Here is a 24495-nt window from a genome sequence, read left to right on the forward strand (position 1 = left end):
AGTCTGCGCAACGGAGGGGCGAGGTGTCAACGTGATTGCGCAGGATATGGGATATTGGCCCGACTTATCCACAATATCTTGCCGAAATACGCAAATAAGCGCAGTTCTCAATATGGCGTACACTCGAACACTTCGTAGGCATAGCCGCTGGACGCGCCATAGTTGATACATTCGTAATTGGGTCGCGAGATGGCGGTCAGCAGCAACCGCTCCCCCGCCTCGCGGTCGCAACCCAAAACGCCGACCGTCACCGCCGCATCGCCCAGCACATCCAGGATCGGGCAACCCGACACCTGCGCCATGGCCAGCGCTGCACGATCCCGGATTGGGCCAAGGCGTGGGGCGTATTGCGCGTTGACGCGGACCGCCTCGGCCAGTTCGCCGCGCACGCGCACGTCAAACACACTGCCGTTTACGGCAACGCGCGTGGCAGGGACGTTGCGAAAATGGGGCGTGCCAGCCGAACAGGCCGCAAGCAGAAAGAGGGCGAGATACCGGATCATGCCGCAGGGTTGCAGTAAATTGGTTAACAGACCCTTTCCGCGTCAGGCCCGCAGCACGTTGCCCAACCTGCGAATACCTTCGCGGATCGTTGCCTCATCCGAATTGGAAAAGCTCAGCCGGATGGTATTGGCCCCGCTGCCGTCCGGAAAGAACGCCTGACCGGGCACAAACGCCACTTTCTCGGTCGCCAATGCACGCGCCAGCAGGTCGGACCCGTCTGTGCCCACCGGAAGCGTGACCCAGATGAACATGCCGCCCTCGGGCCGGGTCCAGACCACGCCATCTGGCATGTGCTGCTGCAAGGCGGCCAGCATCGCATCGCGCCGCGCCTGATAGGTTGCGCGGACCTTGGGGATATGGGTGTCGAAACACGCCTCGGCCACCTGATGCACGGCCATCTGGTTGATGGTGGCCGAGTGCAGATCAGCGGCCTGTTTCATCAGCACCATCTGCGAGATGACCGGCTTGGCAGCGACCACCCAGCCCATCCGCAATCCCGGCGACAGTGTTTTCGAAAAGCTGCCGCAATAGATCGTGCGGCAGTTTTCAATCGTTCCTTTCTGCGCAAGTTCCAGCGCCAGAACCGGTGGAATAGCCTCGCCATCATAACGCAGGGCCTGATAAGCCCCATCCTCGATCACCGCGCATTCCAGTTCTTCGGCCAGGTCCAGCAGCGCCTCGCGCCCGTGCAAATCAACCGTCTCTCCGGTCGGGTTCGAGAAATCCGGTGACAGATAGGCGAACTTGACCGCCCCGTCCCCGGCCGCCTCACGATATTCCCCAGCACCGCGATTGCCGTTGATGCTGAGCCGGTCAAACCGCGGCTCATAGGCGTTGAAAGCTGCCAAAGCCCCAAGATAGGTCGGCCATCCGACCAGGGCCGTATCGCCCGGCGACAGGAACAGCTTACCAAGATAGTCCAGCGCCTGTTGCGAGCCCGAGGTGATCAGGATGTTGTCGACCTCGCACTCGACCCCGATCTCCCGCATATGGCGGACCAGCCACTCGCGCAGCGGCGCATAGCCTTCGCTGACCGAGTATTGCAGCGCCTGCGCCTGAGTGTCCGGCCCAAGCGCTGCCTGGAACGCCTGCGAAAACGCATCTGCCGGGAACAGGGCCGGATCGGGGATTCCACCAGCGAATGAGATGATGCCGGGCTGGTCCAGCAGTTTCAGCAATTCCCGTATCTCGGACGCTTTCATTCTGGATGTACGGGTGGCGAACAGGGTCTGCGCGGTCATGAGGCTCCTCCGATCTCAATTCGGGCAGCCTATGCAGAACAGTATTAAAGTCAACAATACTGACCTAATGTTTCAATCAAAGTGAAACCGCCCTTCTTGAACCCGAACCCCCACTGTGGTCATATGTTTTGACCAATTTTGGACGTGTATATGCCCTTTCAAAAAGTTCGGACCGAAAAGCTGTCGAGTGCAGTTGTCCGGCAGATCGAATTGCTCATCCTACGCGGCATCCTGCGCCCCGGCGAGCGTCTGCCGTCGGAGCGGGAATTGGCCGAGCGCATGGGCGTGTCACGCCCATCTTTGCGGGATGCCATTTCCGATCTGCAGGACCAAGGGTTGCTGACCGCAAAGGCCGGATCCGGTATCTATGTGGCCGAAGTTCTGGGCTCGGCCTTTTCCCCTGCCCTGATCCGGTTGTTCAGCAGCCATGACGAGGCAGTGTTCGACTATCTGTCCTTCCGCCGGGATATGGAGGGGCTGGCCGCCGAGCGCGCTGCGCGGCTTGGGTCCACCAGCGATCTTAAGGTGGTTCAGGCCATTTTCGACCGGATGGAGACGGCACATGAGCGCAACGCCGCCGAAGAAGAAGCCGGGTTGGACGCCGAGTTTCACATGGCCATTATTGAGGCCAGCCATAACGTTGTCATGCTGCACATGATGCGGTCGATGTACGATCTGCTCCGGCAGGGTGTGTTTTACAACCGCCAGATGATGTTTCAGCAACGCGCCACGCGTGAGGCCATTCTGGACCAGCACCGCGCGATCAACACAGCCCTGCAAGCTCGGGATCCCGAGGCCACCCGTTTGGCGGTCGAACAGCATCTGGATTTCGTCGAGCGCTGCATGAAGGATCAGCAAAAGGCCGAACGCAACGAGGCGATTGCACAGCAACGCCTGGCGCATGAGACGGGGCAAGCCTAGGCGCCGAAACCGCTTTGGGCACCTGAAACAAAAAAACCCGGCGACTGCGCCGGGTTTTCTTAATTCGGGATAGGCAATTGTCAGTGCAGCTTTTCGCCCACGTCAGCAATGGCCGCATCGATCAGCTTGTTCGCCTGAGCAGCGGTCATCTGCTTGGCCAGCACAGCGTTAGCTGCCGAGACAGCAACGGTGATGGCCTGATCGCGCACTTCCTTCACAGCCGAAGCCTCAGCCGACGCGATCTGGTCCTGTGCGGCCGCCAGACGGCGCGCGATGGATTTCTCCAGATCGACCTTGGCTTGCTCTGCTGCCAGCGCCGCGTCATCCTTGGCCGCAGCCACGATGGCATCCGCCTGCGTCTGCACTTCGCGCTGCTTACGCTCGTACGAGGCCAGCAGGCTGCGCGCTTCTTCATGCAGGGCGCGGGCTTCGTCCAGTTCGGACTTGATGCCCTCGGCCCGGTTGTCCAACGCGCCACCGATCATGCCGGGGACCTTGAAGTAGAACAGGACCGCGATGAAGACGATGAAGCCCAGAGTGACGACAAAGTCCGTATTGCCAAGCGAGAAGAACGGGCCGCTTGCGGCCAGCGCCGGGCTTGCGGCACCGAAGGTCAGGATAAGGGCAAGAGTGTTCCGCATGTCACTTATCCTTTCATCTGCGCATCTACGGCACCGTCGATGGCTTTGGCATCCGCCTCGCCGCCCAGTGCTGTGACCAGTTCAGCCGCCGTATCCTTGGCAACCACTTGAATGCTTTCCAGCGCACCGGCACGGATGTCGGCAATTGCCTTTTCCGATTCAGCCGCCTTTGCAGCGATTTCCGCGTCCGCCTTGGCAATCGCGTCATCCAGACCAGCCTGGATTTCGGCGCGGGCTTCCGCTGCGATACGCTGTGCCTCAGAACGGGCATCGGCCAGCGCCTTGTTATAGGCCTCTTCAGCCTCGACCGCCTTGGCCTTCAGATCTTCGGCCGCAGCCAGGTCATTTGTAATGGTCCCCTGACGTTCAGCCAGGATTGCCGCGATGCGCGGCAAGGCCACGCGGGACAGGACCAGAAAGATGACGACCAGCGTAATGACCAGCCAGAAAATCTGGTTGGGGAACCAATCGAAGCAGAGCTGTGGCATCCCGATGGCAGAGCCATAGGAGTCGACGCACGAGCCGGCTACCTCTTTAGTAATGGGTTCAGTCGCCATGATATCCTCCGTCGGAAACTTGTCTTTACAACAGGTGGGCCGCTATGGCTTGGGCCCACCTGCGCGTAAGGATCAGGTTCCGCAGATTATACGGCGAACATCAGCAGCAGCGAGACCAGGAATGCGAAGATCCCCAGGGCTTCTGCGAACGCGATACCGATGAACAGGGTTGCGGTCTGCGAAGCAGCCGCCGAAGGGTTGCGCAGGGCGCCGGCCAGGAAGTTGCCTGCAACGTTGCCCACCCCGATTGCGGCTGCGCCGGAACCGATTGCTGCCAGGCCTGCGCCGATGTGTGCGAGATCGCCTTCCATGATGTATCTCCTTACGAATTGGAAGTTTCGATGTTGGGTTATCGTTCCTGCGTAGGATGGGTGATTTCACCCATCTTTAGTGATGCGGATGCAGAGCGTCCTTCAGGTAAACACAGGTCAGAATGGTGAAAACGTAGGCCTGAATGAAGGACACGAGGACCTCAAGGCCATACATTGCGGTGATCGCCAGAACGGACACGGGCGAAATCGCGGCAATCGCGGCAAAGCCTGCGAACACCTTGATAACAGCGTGGCCTGCCATGACGTTACCAGCAAGACGAATGGAGTGGCTGACCGGGCGCACGAAGTACGAGATCAGCTCGATGATCGCCAGAATGGGACGCAGCGCCAGCGGGGCGCTGGACACCCAGAACAGGCTCAGGAAGCCTGCGCCGTTCTTGACAAAGCCCAGCACGGTCACGGTCAGGAAGACCGACAGCGCCAGCGGGATGGTCACGGCGAAATGCGACGTTGTGGTGAAGGACATGGGGATCATGCCCAGGAAGTTCGCGCAGACGATGAACATGAACAGAGTCATCACATAGGGGAAGTACTTGACGCCTTCCTTGCCGCAGATGTCTTCCAGCATCTTGTAGATGAAGCCATAGGCCAGTTCTGCGACCGACTGCATCCGGGTCGGAACAATCGCGCGCTTCGAGGTCGGCACGATCAGCAGCAGAATGATGGCCACGATCGCAAGGAACAGCCACAGCGTCACGTTGGTGATCGTGAACATGCCCACCGCACCGTCACCGAACAACGGCTTAACGATGAACTGATCCATCGGGTGGAAAACCAGGCTGCTGCCTTCTGCTGCGGTGGTCTCAGTTGCCACGTTCAGTCCCTCTCGTCCTTCTCGGCCGCCTCAGCCGCCGCTTGTTTCTCTTGAACCTCTTTCGCGCTGCGGAGCATAACCTTCACGCCCGCGACAAGGCCCAGCAATGTGAACAGCACCAGAAAGATCGGGATCGTCCCGAACAGGCTGTCCAGCCCGTATCCGATGCCAAATCCGATCCCCAGACCGGATACCATTTCGATGACCATCCTCCAGGCAAGCTCGCCCCCGGACACGTCAGCATCCGCACGAGGTTTTGGCGCTTTCGCCTTTTTCGCCGCGTCGATCTTGGCCTCCAGCTGCGCCATACGCTGCTTTTGGTCGTCATCGGTCACGGGCGTTTTCCTCGCACAGTCTTGGGGCTAGGTGCTAAGGGGCGCAGGGCACAGAGTCAACGGTGTTGAGCGCCCGAATTGCCGCAGGATAAACGCCTGTTTTCAATCGGTATTTTCGCTGCGAAGGTGCAGGTAAATCGCAGGTCGAAGGGTGGGCAATCCGAAATCACCCTGAATCCACATATTCAACCAAATGGTTGACCAAACTCCGGCGCTGTGGTTCAGCGGGATCATGTCCGACGACCTTGACACCGTATTCGCCGCCCTGGCCGACCCGACCCGGCGCACCATCCTTGCGATGTTGCTTGAGGATGATATGGCCGTCACAGACGTGGCCGAACCGTTCGAGATGTCGTTGGCCGCGATTTCGAAACACCTGGTCATTCTGACCAAGGCCGGGCTGATCTCTCAGGAAAAACGCGGGCGGGTGAAGTGGTGCAAGCTGGAGCCCGACGCCCTGCGGACGGCCTCGGTCTGGATGCAGGGCTTCGGACAGTTCGAGCCGGTGAACCTGGACGCGTTCGAGCGGTTTCTTGAGGTCGAACTGCCCGCGACGGATGGCGCGGATGACTCGCCTACCTGACGACAAACACGGACACTTTGGCGTGTTTCGCCAGATACCCGGCATGGCTTGAGAAGATATAGTCCGTGATCCGAGGCGCGTGTGTTCCCACGACGATCAGATCGGCGCCAATCTCTTCGGCTGCACGCGTCAAATCCCCATCAACTTCGACCGCAACATCGACTGAATGGATGTTCTTAGTGCCGACCTCTGCACCGCTTTTGGCCGAAAGGTCATCGGCCAAAGCCGCAAGGTCCTTGGCGATAGAGGCGTCCGATGCGGTGACATCACCGGGTTGGGTACCAGTCACGCTGACCAGGGTCACACGTGCGTTTTGCCATTTGGCCATCTCACCCGCCACAGCAACGGCTTTTTGCACTTCGGGCGGCAAGTGAAGATCGACGGGGATCATGATGTGACTGAACATTTCGTCCTCCTCTTCCTTGTGGAAAGTATAGAAGACATGCCCGGTTTCAGCCTTGATCTGCCTCAACGGAGGGGCTGTTCGCCCCCTTGGCGAACAACACAGCCGAACCGCAATCAGCCGGGTATGACGCTGTAAATGACGCCTGTTGGGTCCGCCGAACACGTCCATGGGCGGCTTTGCCCGGCAACAGTAACCGCTGTGACGGAGCCCCGTGGGTCGGGCTGCGTTTCCAGCGCCTTGACGTCTTCAATACGCGTGCCGCTTTCGGCAGAGACCAGCGCCTCGCAACTGGCTTGCAGCGATGTCTCGTCGCCGGAGCCCTGCAAGTTGCCTTGCGTACAAGCGCCCAGTGCGATCAAAACTGCGCCCGTTAGAAATGGCTTCATTCCCCTGCCCTCGTTTTCGTTTTGGCCGATAGGATGCTGCCAGAAGCTGATGGGAACACAAGCGTCAATCTGCACTGCGGCGAAGGGATGCCGGCTCGGGGACTTCCTCTTTCAGCAGCAAGAGAAGGGCCAGAACTGTCAAGGCAATGCCCACCACGATCAGCCCGGTCGGCACACCGTTGCCCAACGCAATCTCCCACAGGATGACCCAACTGGGCACCAAATAGGTATACGCCATGACTTTGGCCGAGGGCAGCCTCAGCGCCGCAAACTGGACCAGAACAAAGCTGGCTGCCGTTGCAAAGAAGGACAGGTACAGCAGCCCGATCCAGACGATGCTCGGCAGGTTGGACCAATTGGTGCTGATTATATCCGACCAGCCGAAGGCCGTCAGCAGGACGCACCCGGCCAGCAGAGTGCCGAAGGTGAACACAACCGCCGGTTCGCCCCGGTTCAGCTTGCGGACCATGGGTGTATAGATTGCGTGGGCGACGCAGCCCACGAAATAGATGACCTCACCCACCCCGATCTGGAAAGCCCGGAACAACTGCCAGTCGGCGCGAAAAATCACCCACAATGCGCCGACCGCCCCGACGGACAGGGCCAAAGCCATCCGCGGGGTTGTGACCTGCCGCAGCAACACCCACCCAGCAATGGCCGAGACGACCGGCGTCAGCGTGAACACGGCGGCAGCACTAACCGGCGGAGCGGTCTGCAGACCGTAGAACATCAGGACAAAATAGGTGGCGAACAGACCGCCCAGAACCAAATAGCGCCACGGGGCCTGCGTGGCGGAACGTGGCACACCGGTCGTGGCATAGGCAGCAATCCCAATTACTACCGCCGCAATCGCAAAGCGCACCGCGTTCAACGCAGCTGGGGCGATCTCATTCGCGATCATCGACCCCAGCGAGAAGCTGCCTGCTACCAGCGCCGAAAAGCACAACATGGCCAGATGGCCACGGGCTTGCGGCGTCATGGCAGCCAGGTCCGCGACTGTTCCTTCAGGAAGGACAGGAACGCCTGCACCTTGGTCGTGCGGTGCAGATCGACATGGGTGACCAGCCACAGTTTGCCCGACCATTCGGGCAGGCTGTCCATCACTTCCTCAAGATCCGGGTATCTGGCAGCCTCCCATCGGGCCATGAACCCGATCCCGGCCCCGGCCCGAACGGCCTCGGCCACGGTGAAGTTGTTCGAGCACCTGAATGTCAGCGCCTCGGCCGGGGCGTTGGCCCGCAGCCATTGCGAAAACGGCGCGCGGCTGTTTTCGTCATCATTTCCAACAAAGGCGTGTTTGGGGAAATCCTCGACACTTTGCGGCTTGCCCCGGCGGGCGACGTAATCCTTGCTGGCAAACAAGCCCACGTCCTGTGTCACGAAGGGCTGCACAACATTGTCCGGCTGATCCGGCGCTGACCCGGCGCGAATGGCAACATGCGCCTCGCCATATTCAAGGCGAAACAGGCGGTCCCCGGTCAGATAGCGCACGATCAACCCCGGGTGGGCCTTTTGGAACTCGCTGAGAGTGGGCACAACCAACGGCACCAGCGACGCCAGCGAGGTCACCACCAACTCGCCCGAGACATCGTCGCCCCGGCCCTTCATTCGACCCACAAGCTGGTTGAACTGATCCTCGGTCGCCTGCGCCACGCGCAACAGGTCTTCACCCGCCTCGGTTGGCGTATATCCCCGCGCGTGACGCTGGAACAGTTTCACACCCAACCGCGCCTCGATCGCGTCGATATGGCGGATCACTGTTGCATGGTGCACGCCCAAAACCTCGGCCGCGCCGCTGACTGTCCCCATCCGCGCGACCTGATATGCGGTTCTCACTTCATCCCAATTATCCATGGCAAAGCTATCTTTGTGCAATTTCTAACAGACGCTGTTGATGTATCCGACTTTTGTTCGCCAGCGCAACAATCATATTGAGCCCAGACCACATCACCCCTGATCGAAGGACTGCAGAAATGACCAAAACCATTCTCCACATCGACGCCTCGGCCCGCCGCACCGGATCGGCAACACGTGATCTGTCAGACCGTGTCGTCAAACATCTGGGCGCCGGGCGCATCATTCGCCGTGATCTGGCCTCGCCCCTGCCGCTGCTGACCGAAGACTGGATTGCCGCGAACTTTACCCCGGCAGATCAGCGCGACGCGGTTCAACGGGATCAACTGGCCCTTTCGGACGAGCTTGTGAACGAGCTTCAGCAGGCCGACACAATCGTCATTGGTCTGCCGATCTACAACTTTTCGGTACCCGCCGCGTTCAAGGCGTGGATCGACCTGGTTGCCCGCGTGGGTCTGACCTTTTCCTATACCGAAAACGGCCCCAAGGGGCTGCTGGAAGGCAAACGCGCCGTTCTGGCCATCGCCTCGGGCGGCACCGCCGTGGGGTCCGAGATCGACTACGCGTCTGGCTACGCAAAGCATGTTCTGGGCTTTATCGGAATTCACGATGTGGACGTCGTCGCCGCGGACCAATTGGCCATCGACCCTGACGCATCAGTGCAGAATGCGCATAAGGCCGTATCCGAACTGGCCGCCTAAACCGGCACTGGCCTTCGCGACCAGAAATGTCCAATCTGCAAAACAGGTATTTTGCGGGTTGGACATTCAATCATGAAAAAGATCGGAATTCTGGGCGGAGTCGGCTGGGCCTCGACCGTCGACTACTACAGAGCCATCGCCGAAGGGGCGGGCCGATATTTTGCCGCGCGCGGCCATGGCTCGCCCCTGCCCGTACCGCCGATGACGATCGAGTCGGTGACGCAAGCCAGAACACGGGCGCTGCGCGGTGTGGCCGGAAACGAAGAAAGCTGGGCAGAGTTCGACGCGGTCTTCCGCGACGCGCTGCTGACCCTTGAAAACGCAGGGTGTGATTTCGGCATCATTGCGTCGAACACGCCCCATGCCCGCCTGCACGCGATCCGTCAGGGTGTTTCGATGCCCATCCTCAGCATCTTCGATGCCACTGCCGAAGCCACCGCAAAAACCGGCGCATCACATGCGCTGGTGCTGGGAACAACCGTGACCATGCAAGCGACCAACTATGCCGAAAGGCTGGCGGTCGAAGGCGTCACCGCAAACGTCCGACTGCCGGATCCGGACGTCGACGAGATGCAGGCCATGATCGACAGCGATTTTTATGGCGGCGCGTCCGGGACCGCGCACGCCCGTTTGCTGGCCTTCTGCAACCGCCACGCAACACCCGGCACCGCTATTCTGCTGGCCTGCACCGAACTGCCGCTGGCCTTCCCCAACCATCTGGACGACCCGGTATTCGAGGCAGACGGGCATCTGTTCATCAACCCCTCAGCCGCCCATGTGGCCGCCGCCCTGAAACAGGCGCTGCCCGCGGACTAAAGCGCCCGCCCCTTCTTCTGTTCAAAAATACCTCCGCCGGAGGCACGTGCGCCTGAAAGGCGCACGTCCAGTCAGGGCAGCCACGTCACCTGACAGCCGATCTTTTCGAAAAACGCCATCAGATCACCCCGCGACATCGCAACCGTCCGGTCATTGACCAGCGGATGCATATAGATCACATCGGCCTGCTGTGCGGCTGCATCCATGAAAAAGCGCAGATCATTCTGCACCCCGTTGATCATGGCCAGCGGGCTGACCGCGCCGGGCCGGATACCAAGGTTCTGCAACAACCGATCCGCCGAGCCGAACGACAGGTTGCCCACACCCAGCTCTGCCCCCAGTGCTTTCAGATCGATCTCGCGGCTTTGTTCCAGCGTCACCAGATAGTTCCGCTTTTTCTTGTCGCGCAGGTACAGGTTCTTAAGGCGCAGCGCGTTCTCTCCGGGCACCATGAACTGATCCTCGACGGCCTTCGACTCTTCGACCGTGCGCAGCGGAGGATGAGTGTGCAGCCGGTAAACCAGCCCCCAATCGTCCAGTTGCGCCAACAAGGCGTCAGAACTGAGGGGCAATGTGTCCTGAAAAGCGGATGATGCGTCCATCGTGACCTCCTGTCTGATGCGCTCATCGCGCAACAAAGGTGGAAATTCAAGCCACGACAGTGCCGGAATTCAGTGTTAGCGTGCCGCCATGAAAGTGTCGCGCAATACCCCGGACCAATTGATCCTGACATACACGCCCTGGTTCATCGGCATCACGCTGGTCTTCTTCATCCTCGCGTTTGTCGGCGCAGGTCTGTTCATGGTCAGCGAAGGCGGCGAAGGCATTCTGTTCGGTCTTTTCTTTGCACTCTTTGGAGGAGGATTGGGGTTCGGCGCGTTCTGCACCTTCGTCCGGCGCGTTCAGGTCATACTGGACCGCAATAAGGGCAGCCTCGTGATCCGCAGGCAGTCGGTCTTTGGCTATGACGCGGTCGAACATGCGCTGTCAGACCTGTCCCATGCCGAGATCGAAAGCTCGGTGTCGCGCAGCACCAAAGGATCGTCGACCCTCTACCGCCCGGTCCTGATACTCGACAAGGGTATGAGCGCGGGCCGACATCCCATCGTCGAGGCATTCTCAAGCGGACGCGGGGCGCACGGATTGGTGGATGCGATCAACTATTGGCTGCCCGCTGGCGATCAGAAACCAGATCGGGAACAGGCCTGAGGGTTACACGGCCCGACCATGTTCCAGCCACATCCGCTCAGCCGGGGTGACCATGCCGGCCATCCGGGCGTCATATCGCGCCATCTCGGCCTCGGTCAGCTTACCTTCCCACTTGTTGCTGGTGCCTGACGAGAAAAACTGCGCGAAATCGCGAAAAACGCTGGTAAACCCCGGCGTCTGCGACAGGCGTCTGGCATTGTCTTTCATCGACCCGAAGCTTCCCGCTTGCGAAATCCCGGCCACCATGCGGTCGTCGATGTTCATTCCCATGATCCCGGCCAATCGCCTGACCTGTCCCGGCAAGTCGCGGCTTAGCTCGGCATAGTGCAGGAAATGAATATTGGGCAGGTCGCGATAATCCCAGAAAGACCGGAAGTGATGCACGAACGAGGCCAGCGTCAGATCATCGGTCCCTTTGGTCGAGGCCGGGCGGTCCAGAAACATCGCAAACGCTTCGGACAGGTCGTCGGGAAACAGATAGTCCAGCCAGTCTTCGGTCATGTTCTCGACATGGCTACGCAGCGAAAAATGCACATCGACCGGATGACGATGAACCACCAGATACTGGGCATCCGGCGAATAGGTGATGCCATCCAGCGGTGTATGCGTTTTGATGCAGCGCCTGTGGTCCTGAACTTCCAGTGAATTGGCCTGCGCGACCCGGTCGCGAAAAGCGCAATCCAGCCAGGGCGAGACCTTGTTGTCATAGATCGACGGATCGGCCTGTTCGGTAATCAGCATTCGCACCAGTGTCTGCGTCCAGGTGGTTCCGCATTTGGGCGGCGTGCAGACAAACAGATCGTCAGGGCGTATCCGGAAATCGGGCCAGATATCCGTATTTGTCACCGGGCCCACGTAGTCGGTGGTCCGCTGTGGAAATGTACCGCTCACCTTCACCCTCCGACCCTTGCATCCTGCTTGCCGACGCTACACCACAGGGGGTTCCATACAAAGCGCCTGTCTTGACTCGGTGCCTTCAGGCGCGTAGACGACGCGCAAACATCCGGAAGAAACCATCCTTCCGGTCCCTTGAGTCGTTCAGGGATCGCCCCCCACCAGCGAGTTTCGCCCGTGGGGGCAATGCCATTTGGCATTACCCCCACGTATAATTCTGTGGGAGGGGGCGTTTGTGCATTTAACCGGCGCATCCTATTTAGGACACGCCAAGAGACAACCGGCGAAGGAGGCCGAAGGCATGTTTGAAAATCTATCCGAACGCCTCTCTGGCGTCTTTGACCGGCTGACCAAACAGGGCGCCCTGTCCGAGGAAGACGTCAAGACCGCCCTGCGCGAGGTGCGCGTTGCGCTGCTTGAGGCTGACGTCTCGCTGCCGGTGGCCCGCGCCTTCGTCAAGAAGGTGCAGGAACAGGCGACCGGTCAGGCGGTGACTAAGTCGATCACCCCCGGCCAGCAGGTCGTCAAGATCGTGCATGACGCGCTGGTCGATACCCTGCGCGGCGAGGAAGACCCCGGCAAGCTCAAGATCGACAACCCGCCCGCCCCGATCCTGATGGTTGGTCTGCAGGGCTCGGGCAAGACCACCACCACCGGCAAGCTGGCAAAGCGCCTGAAAGAGAAAGAGGGCAAGAAGGTCCTGATGGCCTCGCTCGACGTCTATCGCCCGGCGGCGATGGATCAGCTGGCGGTGCTGGGCACGCAGGTTGGTGTGGATACGCTGCCGATCGTTCCCGGCCAGAAACCCGTCGATATCGCCAAACGGGCAAAGCAGCAGGCGACGCTTGGTGGGTATGACGTCTACATGCTCGACACCGCGGGCCGTCTGCATATCGACGAAGTCCTGATGGACGAGGTCGAGCAGGTGCGCAATGTGGTCGACCCGCGTGAGACTCTGCTGGTGGTCGACGGCCTGACCGGTCAGGTCGCCGTCGAGGTTGCCGAGGAGTTCGACGCCAAGGTCGGTATCTCGGGCGTGGTCCTGACCCGGATGGACGGTGACGGGCGCGGTGGTGCGGCGCTGTCGATGCGCGCGGTCACTGGCAAGCCGATCCGCTTTGTCGGTCTGGGCGAGAAGATGGACGCGCTGGAGACCTTCGAGCCGGACCGGATCGCCGGACGTATTCTGGGCATGGGCGACATCGTGGCCCTGGTCGAAAAGGCCCAGGAAACGATGGAGATGGAACAGACCGAGCGCATGATGAAGCGCATGGTCAAGGGTCAGTTCAACATGAACGACCTGAAGATGCAGCTGGAACAGATGATCCAGATGGGCGGCATGCAGGGCATGATGGGCATGATGCCGGGCATGGGCAAAATGGCGAAACAGATGGATCAGGCCGGTCTGGACGACAAGATCCTGCGCCAGCAGATCGCGATGATCCAGTCGATGACCAAACGCGAACGCGCCAACCCTCAGCTGCTGCAAGCCAGCCGTAAGAAACGGATTGCAGCGGGTTCGGGGATGGAGGTCAGCGACCTCAACAAACTGCTCAAGATGCACCGGCAGATGTCGGACATGATGAAGAAAATGGGCAAGATGGGCAAAGGCAAGATGCTGAAACAGGCCATGAAGGGCATGTTCGGCAAAGGCGGCCCCTCGCCCGAGGATATGGCCGCAGGTATGGACCCCAAGGCGCTGGAACAAGCGGCCAAGGCGATGGGCGGCAAGATGCCCGGGGGCCTGCCCGGCATGGGCGGCGGCATGGGCCTGCCTTCGGGTCTGAGTGGGTTCGGGAAGAAAAAGTAAGTGACCCTCGCGCCCACCATATCCACTGCGCGCCTGACATTGCGCCACCACCGGCTTGAGGATTTCGAGCCGATGGCCGCGCTGTTTGCGACGGATTGGGCGAAGTACATGGATGGCCCGTACTCGGCCCAGAACCTGTGGTCGATGCTGGGCTCGGACGTGGCCAGTTGGCAGTTTCTCGGGTTTGGCGCGTGGGCGGTCGATCTGACGGAAACCGGTGAATTCATTGGGCAGGTCGGGATCAACAAACCTCCGAAATTCCCGGAAACCGAAATCGGCTGGTGTATCTTCCCCGAATTTGAAGGCAAGGGCTATGCATTCGAAGCAGCCTGTGCCGCGCGTGACTGGGCGTTTCAGAATACCGGACTGACGTCTTTGGTCAGCTATATCGATGCGCCGAACACCCGTTCAATTGCGCTGGCCAAACGGCTTGGGGCACGTGAAGACCCAAGCGCAGCGCGCCCGGACCCCGAGGATGTCGTCTATCGTCACCCTCACCCGGATGAGCGGCAAATCGGATCGGAGGCCTACGCATGACCTTCCGGTTCGAAGTTGCGCCAAATGTTCAAGGGGCTGAACTGGCGGCTCGCGTGGCGGGCGCGATTCCGACGCTCGAAACCGAGCGTCTGGTTCTGCGCGCGCCACAATTGTCGGATTTCGACACCTATGCCCGGATCGTGGCCAGCCCGCGCGCGCGGTACCTGACAGTCATGTCGCGCGAGGATGCGTGGTATGATTTCGCTCAGATGGTCGCCATCTGGTCGCTGCGTGGCCATGGCCTTTGGTCGGTTGAAGCGAAGGCAGGCGGTCAACTGCTGGGCTTTGTCGTTCTCGGCTTCGAGCCGGAAGACCCAGAGCCAGAGCTTGGTTTCATCTTCACCGAGGAAGGCGAGGGCCACGGCTATGCGTTTGAGGCTGCAAGCGCCGCGCGTGGCTTTGCGTTTGAGCAACTCGGCTGGGACACTTTGGCAAGCTTTATCGTCAAAGGGAATGAACGCTCTCAACGTCTGGCAGACCGGCTTGGCGCTTTTGTGGAACGCGAGATCGTTGAAGCGGACGGTGTGACCTTGGTGTATCGCCACCTCGCCACCGATGGCGACGGCGGGATGGAGGCCTACGCATGACCTCATTCACCATCCCGACCGTTGAAACAGACCGCCTGATCCTGCGCGCGCCGCACATGGACGATCTGCCGGCGATGACCGCGTTCTTCGCGACCCAGCGCAGCCATATGGTCGGCGGGCCAATGGACGAGTTTGGCTGTTGGGGGTCGCTGGCCAAGCGGCTGGGGCATTGGGCACTGAACGGGTTCGGTTTTTGGCATCTGACCGAGAAATCCGGCGGACGCTTTGTCGGGTGGGCCGGTATGATCTTTGCCCCCGGCTGGGCCGAGCCTGAACTTGGCTGGACCCTGATGGCCGAGGCCGAAGGCAAAGGGCTGGGCTTCGAGGCAGCACAAGCAGCACGCGACTATGCCGCCCGTCATCAGGGCCTCAACGGCGTGATCAGCTATATCGCCCATGCCAATGACCGCTCGCGCGCGCTGGCCGAACGGCTTGGTGCGACGCTGGAGATTGAAAACGCCGAGCTATTGGGCAAACGCGCCCAGATCTGGCGCCACCCGCAGATTGACTTGACCACCGAAAGGACCGGCCAATGACCAACCCCGTGACACAGGCTGCCACGCTGTTGAAAGAGCATCGCGAAAGCATCGACCGGCTGGACGCGATCCTTGTCTACACGCTGGGCGAGCGGTTCAAGCACACGCAGGCCGTTGGCAAGCTCAAGGCCGAACACGACCTTCCCCCGTCCGATCCCTCGCGCGAGGCAGCGCAGATCGCACGGCTCGAAGACCTGGCGAAAGAGGCCGATCTGGACCCCGACTTCGCCAAAGCTTTTCTGAATTTCATCATTCAGGAAGTCATCCGACACCATAAGAAACATCAAAACTAACCGGCATCTGCGCCGGCTCAACAAAAGACACGCCTTTGGCGTGATGCCATTCAAAGGAGATACCACCATGGCAATGAAAATTCGTCTCGCCCGCGGCGGCTCGAAAAAGCGTCCCTTCTACCGCATCGTGGCTGCCGACAGCCGCATGCCCCGCGATGGCCGTTACATCGAGAAACTGGGCACCTACAACCCGCTGCTGCCGAAAGACAGCGAAGAGCGCGTGAAAATGAACATGGAGCGCATCCAGTACTGGCTGGATCAGGGCGCACAGCCCACCGACCGTATCGCACGTATGCTGGAAGCAGCCGGCACCCGCGACAAGGCCGAGCGCAACAACCCCAACAAGGGTACCCCTGGCAAGAAAGCTCAGGAACGCGCGGAAGAAAAAGCGGCCAAGGCTGCTGAAGCTGCCGAAGCGGCTGCTGCACCGGCTGAAGAAGCGGTAGCAGAAGAATAAGCAGGCGGGCTCGTGCGGGATCAGACTTTCACCGATGATTTTCGCACGCAGTTCGATCTGTTGATGCGGCTCCGGCGCGATGTGCGCCGGTTCCGCACCGACGCGGTTGACGAGGCAGTGCTGACGCGCTGCCTCGACGCGTTTCGTCTGGCCCCCTCGGTGGGGCTGAGCGAACCCTGGCGCGTGATCCGCGTCGAAAGCCAGGCCGCGCGCAATGCGGCGCTTGAGAATTTCCAAACCGCCAACGCGCAGGCGCTGGGTGGATATTCGGGCGAAAAAGCCCAACTTTATAGCCAGTTGAAACTGTCGGGGATGCAAGAGGCCCCAGTTCAGCTGGCCGTTTTCTGCGACGATTCAACGGACAAAGGGCTTGGGCTGGGTGCCGGTTCGATGCCCGAGATGCGGCGTTATTCCGTCGTGTCCGCCGTCACTTTGTTCTGGCTGGCCTTGCGGGCCGAGGGGCTGGGGCTGGGCTGGGTTTCGATCCTCGACCCCGACCGGATGGCGCGCGATCTGGACGTGCCCGAAGATTGGCGCCTGATCGGCTATTTCTGTGTCGGCTGGCCGAAAGAATTGTCCGACACGCCAGAGCTGGAACGTGTGGGTTGGGAAAGTCGCAACGACGCGCTTCCCATCGAGGTGCGATAAGCGATGTTCGGTCTGTTACGCCTTCCCATCCTGCTGCTGATCGCCTTTATTGTCGGCGTGTTCTTTGAACGCAGCAATCAACGCGAGGCCTGCGACGGGCTTGGGCAGTGGAAAAACGGGCTATGTGTAACGACGGGTGTGACCAATGAGTGACCTGATCTGCGTCGGCAGCATTGCAGGATCATACGGCGTGCGCGGCGAAGTGCGGCTGAAAAGCTATTGCGCCGAGCCTTCGGATATCGAGGCTTACGCGCCCCTGACCGACGAATCCGGCAAGGAACGTTATCCGCTGGTCCTGACCCGCACGATCAAGAACGGCTTTGCTGCCCGTTTGGGTGGCGTCGAGACCAAGGAACAGGCTGACGAGTTGAAGGGCCTGCGCCTGTTTGCGCGGCGCGATCAGTTGCCCTCGCTTCCGGATGACGAGTTTTACCACGCCGACCTGATCGGGCTTGAGGTTTATGACACTGGCGGCACATTGTTGGGGCGGGTGAAATCCGTTCAGAACCATGGTGCTGCGGATTTGCTGGAACTGCATGGTCCGGGGCTGAAATCCACCGTCCTGCTGCCGTTCACGCTTGAAGCCGTGCCCACGGTTGATCTGGACAAAGGCCGCATCGTCGCGGACCCGCCCGAAGGTCTGATCTGATGCGGCGCGTCCTGCTGCATCTTGGCTTGCACAAGACCGGCACCACCGCCGCGCAATCCTTCCTTTATGAAAACCGCTCGCTGATCTGGCCGCACTATTCGCTGCTGCTGCCCTACAAGACGCGCAAATCGGGTTTGGCGGCGGCGGCCACGCGCCATTCAGTCTATCGGCTGGACGATACGCTGGCCACGTTCGGCAACCAGTTGAACGCATTTCTGGGCGACATCGATTTCGGGACGCGACGCGGCCTTGTGCTGAGCGACGAGAACTTTGCCGGTCTGCGTCCCAGCAGAAACAGCGCCGAAGGATATGCGGCCACGCCCGAACTTGCGGCCACGCTGGTCAGCGCAATTCGCCGCCGGTTGGTGGGGGACAAGGTGGACATCACCGTTTACCTGTCGCTTCGTGAAAAAACCGGATGGCTGCGCAGTCTTTGGGCGCATGACCTGCAACGCAGGCGGCTTGTTCAGGATTTCGATGAGTTTTGCAGGTCCCTCGATCACCTTCCCGGGTTGCCAACCGTCGCAGACAGAATTCACGAGCGACTGCCAGAGGTGACCGTTCAGACGCGGTGGCTGGAAGACCTGCAGGACACCCGGTTCGGTCCCGGCACGCCCTTTGCAGACTTTCTGAACCTGCCTCATGACAAGACGTCAAAGCTGGTGCCGCCCACAAAATCCAACGCGGGCCTGCCCCATGACGTGTTGTCCGAATTGCTGACGCTAAACCGATCCCCGCTGGACGACACCGCGCTGATCGCGCAGAAGAAGGCCCTTATTCGCAGCGCACGGACCGCATTGGCTGGCCAGACATGACCGACACACCCAAGAAATCCCACGGCCGCAAGGCCATCCGCCCGACATTGAAACCGCGAGAGCTGATGACGCCCACGCCGGATCTGCACGGCGTATGGAAAGCCAAGATCATCACGCTGTTTCCCTCGGTCTTTCCCGGCGTTCTTGGCGAAAGCCTGACCGGCAAAGCCCTGCAAGAAGGGTTGTGGCAGCTGGAAACCGTGGATTTGCGCCAGTTCGGCATTGGCAAGCATCGCAACGTTGATGACACACCTGCGGGCGGTGGCGCGGGCATGGTCCTGCGCGCCGACGTGCTGGGCCCGGCAATCGAGCACACGATGTCAGGCATTCGCGGCAACTGGCCGCTGATCTATCTCAGCCCACGCGGGCGTCGAATGGATCAGCGCATGATGCAGACCTTTGCGCGCTGCGACGGAATGACCCTGCTGTGTGGTCGGTTCGAAGGTGTGGATGAGCGTGTGCTAGAGCATTACGGCGTTCAGGAAGTGTCTCTGGGCGATTTCGTGATGACCGGTGGTGAGATTGCCGCGCAGGCCCTGATCGACGCCACCGTGCGCCTGATCCCCGGCGTTCTGGGCAATCAGGCCTCGACGGAAGAGGAAAGCTTTTCCTCCGGCCTGTTGGAGCATCCGCAATACACCCGTCCGTCGGACTGGAATGGCCGTCCGATTCCGGATGTCCTGATGTCCGGCCACCATGGTCGCATCGCGGACTGGCGGCATCAGATGGCGGAACAGATCACCCGCGAAAGACGCCCGGATATCTGGCAGGAATATCTGGACTCGCAGGACAAAGATCGCAGCTAATTTATTAAGGCGTCGCGGCTTTCCACAGCGCCCAGGTCTCGGGCGTTCCGTGAAAGACGTTGATGTCGACCCGGCCCTGAACGCCGGGCACCAGACCCGTGCCCGTATACTGCCAGAAACGCCAGACCGAGCGCGGATAGACCTTGCTGGGATGACCGGCGACGGATCTTAACCAGAACTCGGTCTTTGGCAGGCGGCCGATATTGGTGTCGTCGTAGAAATCCACCGTCGTATAAAGGATGGGTCTGCGGCCATAGTGTCGTTCGAGGATATCCAGAAAGCGCTGCGCCTCGGCCCGAACGGTCGCGCCATCGGGGCGCAGGGTGCAGGTTCTGGAATGTGGCGTCCATTCCATGTCCAGCACATGTGGCAGGTCCGCGCCTTTGGGTACGTTCTTGATGAACCACCGCGCCTGTTCCCGCGCAGAACGGCAGAAGTAGTAATAATGATACGCCCCCCAAGGCACACCCGCCGCCTGCGCGCCACGCCGGTGGTCGTCGAACATTGGGTCGAAGACATCGCCACCCTCGGTTGCCTTCATGAAAACAAAGCTGACACCCGACGCCTTGGCCTGCCTCCAGTCGATAGGGCCTTGCCAGCGCGAGACGTCAAGCCCGTGCACCGGGTACAGCCCGGGATGCCGACCTTCCCAGTCATGGGGATCGGCGTCTCCGAAATCCGGGTAGATCACCGATGGGGCCGTTCGATCCACGCCCGGCGTTGGCTCGACCACCTGCGGGGGCGGCCCTTGCCGCCCGCATGACATCAACGCAACGCCCAATAGTGCCAATAAGACGGAAACCCGCATTACCCTGTCCTGATTTTGTTAAATCTGCTCTTTCAATTGACCTCAGAATGCCCGAACCGTGGGCCAAGGCAACGGCGCAGTTGCAAAGTGGCGAATTCTCACCGGTGACGCCTGCAATTTAGGCTTGATCCCTGCCCCCAAACCCCCTAAAGCAGCGCAATCCGGTGCCGCGAACAGCGACTCCGGTGTTTTGGTTTGCATCCTGACGTGACGCCCGGCTTTCTTCAGCCACGGCGCGACAGGGCGGACCGGACCAAAGGAACATTCGATCTGACCTCTGGCGGGCTGCACAGCAGGACCCGGTGAAGACCAAGAGCTCTCAGGCCGTGCCCAAACTTCGTGGACCAACCACGAGCAGATAGGAGTAACTGCGATGGACCTGATCGCACAGCTTGAGGCGGAACAGATTGCCGCCCTGGGGAAAGACATCCCCGATTTCAAAGCCGGAGACACCATCCGTGTCGGCTTTAAAGTGACCGAAGGGTCGCGTACCCGTGTGCAGAACTACGAAGGCGTCTGCATCGCGCGCAAAGGTGGCAGCGGCATCGCCGGTTCGTTCACCGTTCGCAAAATCTCGTTTGGCGAAGGCGTGGAGCGTGTGTTCCCGCTGCACTCGACCAACATCGACAGCATCACCGTTGTCCGCCGTGGCCGCGTCCGTCGCGCCAAACTGTACTACCTGCGCTCGCGCCGTGGTAAATCCGCGCGTATCGCAGAGGTTACCAACTACAAGCCCAAGGCTGGCGCCGAGGCGTAAGGAGCGGAAAGATGAAAAAAGACATCCATCCCGATTATCACGTCATCAACGTCAAAATGACCGATGGCACCGTGGTTCAGATGAAATCCACCTGGGGCGCCGAAGGCGACCAGCTGGCTCTGGAAATCGACCCTTCTTCGCACCCCGCATGGACCGGCGGTTCGTCGCGCCTGATGGACACCGGTGGCCGCGTGTCGAAGTTCAAGAAGAAATACGAAGGCCTGGGCTTCTAAGCTATACCTTTACCGAATGCGAAAGGCCGCCCGTTTGGGGCGGCCTTTTTTTGTTTGCGGTGCTTCAAGTCTTTACCCAAAGACATAGAAACATAGTTTGTTGCCATCAGGATCACGCACATAGGCCCCATAGAAGCGATCCGGCACGCGCTGGCCCGGTTCACCCTCATCCGTTGCACCCAGGCTGACTGCCTTTTCATACATGGTTGAGACTGCCTCTTTGTTGTCCGCCGGAAAGGATACCATGTTGCCATTACCCGAGGCGCACTCATTACCATCATAAGGCTCGCACACGGCAAGCATCGGTGCAGTGGGATCGTTGCCGATAAAAGCGATGCGGCCCGCATCGATCAGGACTTGCGCGTCTTTGTCTGCAAACAGCGACGTGTAGAACTGCTTGGCGTTGTCCAGGTTGGAAACACCGATGGTGACGTATCCGATCATATGCGGAACCCTTTTGTGTTTGATGGGGAATCTCCGGGCCATCGTCTGCCAGGTGACCGGGGTATACAAGTCACGAAACCGACAACAGCCGGAGCTTACAGCCAATAGGACAAGGCAAGCGGCAGAACAAAAATAGTCGCCAAGGTCGACACCAGAATGAATCCCGCCACATCCGGTCCGTATTCAGGCACATGCTGGTCAATGAACAGATAGGTCGCCACGGATGACGGCATCAGGCAGCACAGGATCAACGCTCCGCGTTCGGCTCCGGTGAAGCCGAACAGCCAGACCAACGCGCTGGCGATGCCCACGGCCATCACAAGATGCAGACCGGTCAGCAGAACCGCGCGCCCAAGGCTGGTGATCCGCAGGGTTGCCAGCGTGTGACCCAATGTCAGCAGCATCAGCGGGATCGACAGGCCGCCCAGAATATCAAAGGACTTTGCAACCGGCTGCGGCAGGCTGATCCCTGTTGCCATCAGTATCAGCGATGCCGCAACGGCGTAGATAATCGGCAACGTCGCGAGTTTCCTGGGCGAGAATTCTCCGGCAGGGATCCACATGCCGAAGGTGAAGATGCTGATCAGCACCACAACGACGAAAGCCATCGTGTAGGCCATGCCTGCATCCCCCAGCGCCAGCAGAGTGATCGGCAGACCGATATTGCCCACATTCCCGTGCATCAACGGCGTCAGGAATGCCCGCACCGGCAGGCGCAACGCCCTGAGCGCGACAAACCCCAGAACACCAAACCCCGCTACGGCCAGCGCGGCGGCGCTCATCATGTCCAGAAACGTCCCCACATCCAGCTTGGTGCCCGTCACGTGCGAGATGATCAGCGTCGGGTACCCAACCTTCGAGACGATCCCGCCGATCACCTTGTTGTCAAACGGGGCCTTCGTCAGTGCCAGCCCATAGCCGATCCCGGCGCAAATCAGCACAGGCAAAACCACGTTGAAAACGTTCAGAAACAGGTGCTCCAACCCGCGCTCCTCTTGCCCGGCCTCTAAACAGACAGTGAATCGGGCCGGCGTGTTTGGCAAGCAATCCGATCTAACCCGCGAACAGATCAGAGTTTTCCAAATTAGAGCCTGATAAAGGCCCAAACCACGGCCTGAGGTTCTTTTCTTCCCAGCAGACACAACATATAGTGGCTCTAAACAACGTGTGGACAAACACGGCAAGACTTGGGACGACAAGCATGGCACATATAATCGTTGTCGGAAACGAAAAGGGCGGCGCAGGCAAATCGACCGTGTCGATGCATGTTGCAACGGCGCTGGCACGGCTGGGGCACAAGGTCAGCACATTGGACCTGGACCTTCGCCAGCGCAGCCTTGGCCGCTATTTCGAGAACCGCGGAAACTTTTTGAACGGTGCCGAATTCGCGCTGCCCAGCCCGCGCCATCACGACCTGCCCGAGATTGACGCCAGCACGCTGAAGCCCGGTGAGAATATCTATGACCACCGCCTGTCTGCCGCCGTTGCTGAACTGGAAAGCGACAGCGATTTCATCCTGATCGACTGCCCCGGCTCTCACACCCGCCTCAGCCAGGTGGCGCATTCGCTGGCCGATACGCTGATCACACCGCTGAACGACAGTTTCATCGACTTCGACCTGCTGGCGCGGATCGATTCAAAGGGTGAGAAAATCCTTGGCCCATCGGTCTATTCCGAGATGGTCTGGAACGCGCGACAGTTGCGGGCGCAGGCCGGGTTGAAGCCCATCGACTGGGTGGTCGTGCGCAACCGGGTCGGCACCCAGCGCATGGTCAACAAGGAAAAGATGCAGCGCGCGATCGAGATGCTATCGCAGCGCATCGGCTTTCGCGTCGCCTCGGGCTTTTCCGAACGGGTTATCTTTCGCGAGTTGTTTCCGCGCGGCCTGACGCTGCTGGACCTCAAGGATATCGGGGTGAAACAGCTGAACATCTCGAACATCGCGGCCCGGCAGGAATTGCGCGACATGATGCGCGAATTGAACCTGCCCGGCGTTGAGATCGATTTCTAGGATCGGCGCTTTTTTGGCTGCTTGTGTCCTTCTAGAAGCTGCTGCACTTCGTGTTTCCGGTCAATGGATGATCGACCATTCCTTAGTCCAAAGGTTGTATTGGAAGATTCAATATCTACTCTGCTGTCATGGAAAAACTTCGTTTCTTTTGACCGCGGCCTTAATGCTCCAATGAGACCCCCACTTCGATTGAGTGCGCTGTCTCAGCTTCAGCAAGCTCGGTCAGCACTTTCCAACTGAGGCTGAATCCAAAAGCCCCGCAGTATCGCTTTAACCCATCCATTTCGGCAGCCTTTATAGCGTAGTATCCAATAGACGGACCGAAGAACTCTTTTCCGACCTCATGTTCATCAAGAAATATGGAGGCTTCGGCTATCTTTTCACAGAATTCATCGAAGCAGTCTCGCACGAAATAGTCTATCCTTGTCAGGTTGACGTTCTGGCCATCCGTTCCTTTCAAAAGCGCGTCTTCAATTTCCTTCCGCGTTATCAACGCATCGTGACCACCATCCATCAAGCCATACTTAGCCTTAGAGTAATCAATCATTTTGAGGGCGGCCTGTACCTTCTCTGATCGGCGAAATTCATCGACATACTTCTTGGCTTCTAACAAGTGTTTCCAACGTCTTTCCGCCTGCAGGTTTTTACTTTCTTTCTCGTGAAGTTTATTTTTCTCTCTTTGATCCGCAAAGTATTTGACGACCGCTCCAATGCTTGCGCAGACGGCTAGAAGAAATGTCAGGGCTTGAACGTAGTCGATAAAGTTACATGCGTATTCACCGCACTCAGTATAAAATTCAGCCGAAACCAAAATGTCTTTAAATGAATTGCTCAAGAACACCTCCACGTTGAATTACAAGTTAGATCAGGGTAAATGTCATAAGAAGCTGAAGCTTGCAGCTATGGAGTA

The 24495-nt window shown here is 59.6% G+C and carries 36 protein-coding genes; 19 read left to right on the forward strand and 17 right to left on the reverse strand.

Features of this window, described 5'->3' with window-relative positions; translation table 11 throughout:
* Positions 1-107 precede the first annotated feature (107 nt).
* Both ACR0KJ_RS13410 and ACR0KJ_RS13415 read right to left on the reverse strand, forming a co-directional pair.
* Positions 108-503, reverse strand: coding sequence for a hypothetical protein (locus ACR0KJ_RS13410; protein WP_170454709.1), 396 nt, complete (start codon positions 501-503; stop codon positions 108-110).
* A gap of 42 nt (positions 504-545) precedes the next feature.
* Positions 546-1745 carry an aminotransferase-like domain-containing protein gene (locus ACR0KJ_RS13415; protein WP_170624265.1) on the reverse strand — a complete coding sequence of 400 codons (1200 nt, stop codon included), beginning with the start codon at positions 1743-1745 and terminating at the stop codon, positions 546-548.
* 150 nt (positions 1746-1895) lie between these two features.
* Here ACR0KJ_RS13415 and ACR0KJ_RS13420 point away from each other — a divergent pair, with 150 nt between their 5' ends.
* Positions 1896-2666 (forward strand): FadR/GntR family transcriptional regulator, encoded by a 771-nt coding sequence (locus ACR0KJ_RS13420; RefSeq protein ID WP_480626908.1) that lies wholly within the window; start codon positions 1896-1898, stop codon positions 2664-2666.
* An 80-nt stretch (positions 2667-2746) separates the two neighbouring features.
* Here ACR0KJ_RS13420 and ACR0KJ_RS13425 read toward each other — a convergent pair whose 3' ends face one another.
* From ACR0KJ_RS13425 to ACR0KJ_RS13445, 5 genes are all read right to left on the reverse strand, one after another.
* Complete coding sequence (locus tag ACR0KJ_RS13425) at positions 2747-3307, reverse strand: F0F1 ATP synthase subunit B (RefSeq protein ID WP_170520225.1); 561 nt, start codon at positions 3305-3307, stop codon at positions 2747-2749.
* 5 nt (positions 3308-3312) lie between these two features.
* Complete coding sequence (locus tag ACR0KJ_RS13430) at positions 3313-3864, reverse strand: F0F1 ATP synthase subunit B' (RefSeq protein WP_170454717.1); 552 nt, start codon at positions 3862-3864, stop codon at positions 3313-3315.
* An 86-nt stretch (positions 3865-3950) separates the two neighbouring features.
* Positions 3951-4175, reverse strand: a complete 225-nt coding sequence (locus ACR0KJ_RS13435) for a F0F1 ATP synthase subunit C (RefSeq protein ID WP_005981269.1) — start codon at positions 4173-4175, stop codon at positions 3951-3953.
* Between the two features lie 76 nt (positions 4176-4251).
* A complete protein-coding gene (locus ACR0KJ_RS13440) occupies positions 4252-5010 on the reverse strand; it encodes a F0F1 ATP synthase subunit A (protein ID WP_170454719.1) in 759 nt (252 codons plus the stop codon).
* 2 nt (positions 5011-5012) lie between these two features.
* Positions 5013-5345, reverse strand: a complete 333-nt coding sequence (locus ACR0KJ_RS13445) for an AtpZ/AtpI family protein (protein ID WP_480626909.1) — start codon at positions 5343-5345, stop codon at positions 5013-5015.
* Positions 5346-5577: 232 nt separating this feature from the next.
* Between ACR0KJ_RS13445 and ACR0KJ_RS13450 the strand changes: the two genes are divergently transcribed.
* Positions 5578-5928 (forward strand): metalloregulator ArsR/SmtB family transcription factor, encoded by a 351-nt coding sequence (locus ACR0KJ_RS13450; RefSeq protein ID WP_170520223.1) that lies wholly within the window; start codon positions 5578-5580, stop codon positions 5926-5928.
* On the opposite strand, the gene ACR0KJ_RS13455 is transcribed toward ACR0KJ_RS13450, so the two are convergent.
* From ACR0KJ_RS13455 to ACR0KJ_RS13470, 4 genes are all read right to left on the reverse strand, one after another.
* The gene (locus ACR0KJ_RS13455; RefSeq protein WP_170454724.1) at positions 5921-6334 is read right to left on the reverse strand and encodes a universal stress protein; all 414 of its coding nucleotides are present in this window, start codon (positions 6332-6334) and stop codon (positions 5921-5923) included. The two genes, ACR0KJ_RS13450 and ACR0KJ_RS13455, sit on opposite strands and share 8 nt — an antisense overlap.
* Positions 6335-6447: 113 nt before the next feature.
* Positions 6448-6720, reverse strand: a complete 273-nt coding sequence (locus ACR0KJ_RS13460) for a hypothetical protein (protein ID WP_480626910.1) — start codon at positions 6718-6720, stop codon at positions 6448-6450.
* 64 nt (positions 6721-6784) lie between these two features.
* Positions 6785-7699: a DMT family transporter gene (locus tag ACR0KJ_RS13465; RefSeq protein ID WP_170454729.1), complete on the reverse strand. Its 915-nt coding sequence runs from the start codon at positions 7697-7699 to the stop codon at positions 6785-6787.
* Positions 7696-8574 carry a LysR family transcriptional regulator gene (locus tag ACR0KJ_RS13470; RefSeq protein WP_170454731.1) on the reverse strand — a complete coding sequence of 293 codons (879 nt, stop codon included), beginning with the start codon at positions 8572-8574 and terminating at the stop codon, positions 7696-7698. Before ACR0KJ_RS13470 ends, ACR0KJ_RS13465 begins: the two co-directional genes overlap by 4 nt.
* A 119-nt stretch (positions 8575-8693) precedes the next feature.
* Here ACR0KJ_RS13470 and ACR0KJ_RS13475 point away from each other — a divergent pair, with 119 nt between their 5' ends.
* Positions 8694-9275 carry an NAD(P)H-dependent oxidoreductase gene (locus ACR0KJ_RS13475; RefSeq protein ID WP_170454733.1) on the forward strand — a complete coding sequence of 194 codons (582 nt, stop codon included), beginning with the start codon at positions 8694-8696 and terminating at the stop codon, positions 9273-9275.
* Positions 9276-9347: 72 nt separating this feature from the next.
* Entirely contained in the window at positions 9348-10091 is a 744-nt protein-coding gene (locus tag ACR0KJ_RS13480) for an aspartate/glutamate racemase family protein (RefSeq protein ID WP_170454735.1), read from the forward strand.
* Positions 10092-10162: 71 nt separating this feature from the next.
* Here the strand turns inward: ACR0KJ_RS13480 and ACR0KJ_RS13485 are convergent, their stop codons facing one another.
* Entirely contained in the window at positions 10163-10693 is a 531-nt protein-coding gene (locus ACR0KJ_RS13485; protein ID WP_170454737.1) for a prolyl-tRNA synthetase associated domain-containing protein, read from the reverse strand.
* An 88-nt stretch (positions 10694-10781) separates the two neighbouring features.
* On the opposite strand from ACR0KJ_RS13485, the gene ACR0KJ_RS13490 reads away from it, so the two are divergent.
* Positions 10782-11300, forward strand: a complete 519-nt coding sequence (locus ACR0KJ_RS13490) for a hypothetical protein (RefSeq protein ID WP_480626911.1) — start codon at positions 10782-10784, stop codon at positions 11298-11300.
* A gap of 3 nt (positions 11301-11303) precedes the next feature.
* Here ACR0KJ_RS13490 and ACR0KJ_RS13495 read toward each other — a convergent pair whose 3' ends face one another.
* The gene (locus tag ACR0KJ_RS13495) at positions 11304-12191 is read right to left on the reverse strand and encodes a sulfotransferase domain-containing protein (protein ID WP_170624276.1); all 888 of its coding nucleotides are present in this window, start codon (positions 12189-12191) and stop codon (positions 11304-11306) included.
* A gap of 304 nt (positions 12192-12495) precedes the next feature.
* Between ACR0KJ_RS13495 and ffh the strand changes: the two genes are divergently transcribed.
* The 11 genes from ffh (at position 12496) to trmD (ending at position 19332) form a co-directional block, all read left to right on the forward strand.
* A complete protein-coding gene (gene ffh, locus ACR0KJ_RS13500) occupies positions 12496-14004 on the forward strand; it encodes a signal recognition particle protein (protein ID WP_480626912.1) in 1509 nt (502 codons plus the stop codon).
* A complete protein-coding gene (locus tag ACR0KJ_RS13505) occupies positions 14005-14541 on the forward strand; it encodes a GNAT family N-acetyltransferase (RefSeq protein ID WP_170454744.1) in 537 nt (178 codons plus the stop codon). It abuts the gene before it with no gap.
* Complete coding sequence (locus ACR0KJ_RS13510; protein ID WP_170454746.1) at positions 14538-15128, forward strand: GNAT family N-acetyltransferase; 591 nt, start codon at positions 14538-14540, stop codon at positions 15126-15128. Before ACR0KJ_RS13505 ends, ACR0KJ_RS13510 begins: the two co-directional genes overlap by 4 nt.
* A complete protein-coding gene (locus tag ACR0KJ_RS13515) occupies positions 15125-15664 on the forward strand; it encodes a GNAT family N-acetyltransferase (RefSeq protein WP_480626913.1) in 540 nt (179 codons plus the stop codon). Before ACR0KJ_RS13510 ends, ACR0KJ_RS13515 begins: the two co-directional genes overlap by 4 nt.
* Positions 15661-15957: a chorismate mutase gene (locus ACR0KJ_RS13520; protein WP_050605269.1), complete on the forward strand. Its 297-nt coding sequence runs from the start codon at positions 15661-15663 to the stop codon at positions 15955-15957. The genes ACR0KJ_RS13515 and ACR0KJ_RS13520 overlap by 4 nt, the downstream gene beginning before the upstream one ends.
* 67 nt (positions 15958-16024) lie before the next feature.
* Entirely contained in the window at positions 16025-16414 is a 390-nt protein-coding gene (rpsP, locus tag ACR0KJ_RS13525) for a 30S ribosomal protein S16 (RefSeq protein WP_480626914.1), read from the forward strand.
* 12 nt (positions 16415-16426) lie between these two features.
* Positions 16427-17062, forward strand: coding sequence for a 5,6-dimethylbenzimidazole synthase (bluB, locus tag ACR0KJ_RS13530; protein WP_480626915.1), 636 nt, complete (start codon positions 16427-16429; stop codon positions 17060-17062).
* A 3-nt stretch (positions 17063-17065) separates the two neighbouring features.
* The gene (locus ACR0KJ_RS13535; RefSeq protein WP_170454753.1) at positions 17066-17215 is read left to right on the forward strand and encodes a hypothetical protein; all 150 of its coding nucleotides are present in this window, start codon (positions 17066-17068) and stop codon (positions 17213-17215) included.
* Positions 17208-17711 (forward strand): ribosome maturation factor RimM, encoded by a 504-nt coding sequence (gene rimM, locus ACR0KJ_RS13540; protein ID WP_480626916.1) that lies wholly within the window; start codon positions 17208-17210, stop codon positions 17709-17711. The genes ACR0KJ_RS13535 and rimM overlap by 8 nt, the downstream gene beginning before the upstream one ends.
* Positions 17711-18526, forward strand: a complete 816-nt coding sequence (locus tag ACR0KJ_RS13545; protein WP_480626917.1) for a hypothetical protein — start codon at positions 17711-17713, stop codon at positions 18524-18526. The genes rimM and ACR0KJ_RS13545 overlap by 1 nt, the downstream gene beginning before the upstream one ends.
* A complete protein-coding gene (gene trmD / locus ACR0KJ_RS13550) occupies positions 18523-19332 on the forward strand; it encodes a tRNA (guanosine(37)-N1)-methyltransferase TrmD (protein WP_170520171.1) in 810 nt (269 codons plus the stop codon). Before ACR0KJ_RS13545 ends, trmD begins: the two co-directional genes overlap by 4 nt.
* 4 nt (positions 19333-19336) lie before the next feature.
* Here trmD and ACR0KJ_RS13555 read toward each other — a convergent pair whose 3' ends face one another.
* Entirely contained in the window at positions 19337-20140 is an 804-nt protein-coding gene (locus tag ACR0KJ_RS13555; protein WP_170624290.1) for a glycoside hydrolase family 25 protein, read from the reverse strand.
* Positions 20141-20513: 373 nt separating this feature from the next.
* Here ACR0KJ_RS13555 and rplS point away from each other — a divergent pair, with 373 nt between their 5' ends.
* Positions 20514-20897, forward strand: coding sequence for a 50S ribosomal protein L19 (gene rplS, locus ACR0KJ_RS13560; protein ID WP_170328369.1), 384 nt, complete (start codon positions 20514-20516; stop codon positions 20895-20897).
* A gap of 11 nt (positions 20898-20908) precedes the next feature.
* Positions 20909-21130 carry a 50S ribosomal protein L31 gene (rpmE, locus tag ACR0KJ_RS13565; RefSeq protein ID WP_170454763.1) on the forward strand — a complete coding sequence of 74 codons (222 nt, stop codon included), beginning with the start codon at positions 20909-20911 and terminating at the stop codon, positions 21128-21130.
* Positions 21131-21202: 72 nt separating this feature from the next.
* Here rpmE and ACR0KJ_RS13570 read toward each other — a convergent pair whose 3' ends face one another.
* Together ACR0KJ_RS13570 and ACR0KJ_RS13575 are read right to left on the reverse strand one after the other, a co-directional pair.
* Positions 21203-21574, reverse strand: a complete 372-nt coding sequence (locus tag ACR0KJ_RS13570) for a VOC family protein (RefSeq protein WP_480626918.1) — start codon at positions 21572-21574, stop codon at positions 21203-21205.
* 95 nt (positions 21575-21669) lie between these two features.
* Complete coding sequence (locus ACR0KJ_RS13575; protein WP_480626919.1) at positions 21670-22557, reverse strand: AEC family transporter; 888 nt, start codon at positions 22555-22557, stop codon at positions 21670-21672.
* A 218-nt stretch (positions 22558-22775) separates the two neighbouring features.
* Here ACR0KJ_RS13575 and ACR0KJ_RS13580 point away from each other — a divergent pair, with 218 nt between their 5' ends.
* The gene (locus ACR0KJ_RS13580) at positions 22776-23585 is read left to right on the forward strand and encodes a division plane positioning ATPase MipZ (protein WP_170454769.1); all 810 of its coding nucleotides are present in this window, start codon (positions 22776-22778) and stop codon (positions 23583-23585) included.
* A 160-nt stretch (positions 23586-23745) separates the two neighbouring features.
* On the opposite strand, the gene ACR0KJ_RS13585 is transcribed toward ACR0KJ_RS13580, so the two are convergent.
* On the reverse strand, positions 23746-24420 hold the full coding sequence (locus tag ACR0KJ_RS13585; protein ID WP_480626920.1) for a hypothetical protein: 675 nt from the start codon (positions 24418-24420) through the stop codon (positions 23746-23748).
* Positions 24421-24495 lie beyond the last annotated feature (75 nt).

This window comes from Ruegeria sp. AD6 (assembly GCF_056542325.1).

Bases quoted from the DNA above. Each gene is read 5' to 3' on its own strand.
- ACR0KJ_RS13580 (WP_170454769.1), top strand. From the start codon at position 22,776: ATGGCACATATAATCGTTGTCGGAAACGAAAAGGGCGGCGCAGGCAAA.
- ACR0KJ_RS13450 (WP_170520223.1), top strand. From the start codon at position 5,578: ATGTCCGACGACCTTGACACCGTATTCGCCGCCCTGGCCGACCCGACC.
- ACR0KJ_RS13420 (WP_480626908.1), top strand. From the start codon at position 1,896: ATGCCCTTTCAAAAAGTTCGGACCGAAAAGCTGTCGAGTGCAGTTGTC.
- ACR0KJ_RS13570 (WP_480626918.1), bottom strand. From the start codon at position 21,574: ATGATCGGATACGTCACCATCGGTGTTTCCAACCTGGACAACGCCAAG.
- ACR0KJ_RS13535 (WP_170454753.1), top strand. From the start codon at position 17,066: ATGTTCGGTCTGTTACGCCTTCCCATCCTGCTGCTGATCGCCTTTATT.
- ACR0KJ_RS13545 (WP_480626917.1), top strand. From the start codon at position 17,711: ATGCGGCGCGTCCTGCTGCATCTTGGCTTGCACAAGACCGGCACCACC.
- ACR0KJ_RS13555 (WP_170624290.1), bottom strand. From the start codon at position 20,140: ATGCGGGTTTCCGTCTTATTGGCACTATTGGGCGTTGCGTTGATGTCA.
- ACR0KJ_RS13510 (WP_170454746.1), top strand. From the start codon at position 14,538: ATGACCTTCCGGTTCGAAGTTGCGCCAAATGTTCAAGGGGCTGAACTG.
- rpsP (WP_480626914.1), top strand. From the start codon at position 16,025: ATGGCAATGAAAATTCGTCTCGCCCGCGGCGGCTCGAAAAAGCGTCCC.
- rimM (WP_480626916.1), top strand. From the start codon at position 17,208: ATGAGTGACCTGATCTGCGTCGGCAGCATTGCAGGATCATACGGCGTG.
- trmD (WP_170520171.1), top strand. From the start codon at position 18,523: ATGACCGACACACCCAAGAAATCCCACGGCCGCAAGGCCATCCGCCCG.
- ACR0KJ_RS13515 (WP_480626913.1), top strand. From the start codon at position 15,125: ATGACCTCATTCACCATCCCGACCGTTGAAACAGACCGCCTGATCCTG.
- ACR0KJ_RS13435 (WP_005981269.1), bottom strand. From the start codon at position 4,175: ATGGAAGGCGATCTCGCACACATCGGCGCAGGCCTGGCAGCAATCGGT.
- ACR0KJ_RS13480 (WP_170454735.1), top strand. From the start codon at position 9,348: ATGAAAAAGATCGGAATTCTGGGCGGAGTCGGCTGGGCCTCGACCGTC.
- ACR0KJ_RS13415 (WP_170624265.1), bottom strand. From the start codon at position 1,745: ATGACCGCGCAGACCCTGTTCGCCACCCGTACATCCAGAATGAAAGCG.
- ACR0KJ_RS13485 (WP_170454737.1), bottom strand. From the start codon at position 10,693: ATGGACGCATCATCCGCTTTTCAGGACACATTGCCCCTCAGTTCTGAC.
- ACR0KJ_RS13430 (WP_170454717.1), bottom strand. From the start codon at position 3,864: ATGGCGACTGAACCCATTACTAAAGAGGTAGCCGGCTCGTGCGTCGAC.
- ACR0KJ_RS13455 (WP_170454724.1), bottom strand. From the start codon at position 6,334: ATGTTCAGTCACATCATGATCCCCGTCGATCTTCACTTGCCGCCCGAA.
- rplS (WP_170328369.1), top strand. From the start codon at position 20,514: ATGGACCTGATCGCACAGCTTGAGGCGGAACAGATTGCCGCCCTGGGG.
- ffh (WP_480626912.1), top strand. From the start codon at position 12,496: ATGTTTGAAAATCTATCCGAACGCCTCTCTGGCGTCTTTGACCGGCTG.
- ACR0KJ_RS13460 (WP_480626910.1), bottom strand. From the start codon at position 6,720: ATGAAGCCATTTCTAACGGGCGCAGTTTTGATCGCACTGGGCGCTTGT.
- ACR0KJ_RS13490 (WP_480626911.1), top strand. From the start codon at position 10,782: ATGAAAGTGTCGCGCAATACCCCGGACCAATTGATCCTGACATACACG.
- ACR0KJ_RS13425 (WP_170520225.1), bottom strand. From the start codon at position 3,307: ATGCGGAACACTCTTGCCCTTATCCTGACCTTCGGTGCCGCAAGCCCG.
- ACR0KJ_RS13410 (WP_170454709.1), bottom strand. From the start codon at position 503: ATGATCCGGTATCTCGCCCTCTTTCTGCTTGCGGCCTGTTCGGCTGGC.
- ACR0KJ_RS13465 (WP_170454729.1), bottom strand. From the start codon at position 7,699: ATGACGCCGCAAGCCCGTGGCCATCTGGCCATGTTGTGCTTTTCGGCG.
- ACR0KJ_RS13475 (WP_170454733.1), top strand. From the start codon at position 8,694: ATGACCAAAACCATTCTCCACATCGACGCCTCGGCCCGCCGCACCGGA.
- ACR0KJ_RS13470 (WP_170454731.1), bottom strand. From the start codon at position 8,574: ATGGATAATTGGGATGAAGTGAGAACCGCATATCAGGTCGCGCGGATG.
- rpmE (WP_170454763.1), top strand. From the start codon at position 20,909: ATGAAAAAAGACATCCATCCCGATTATCACGTCATCAACGTCAAAATG.
- ACR0KJ_RS13520 (WP_050605269.1), top strand. From the start codon at position 15,661: ATGACCAACCCCGTGACACAGGCTGCCACGCTGTTGAAAGAGCATCGC.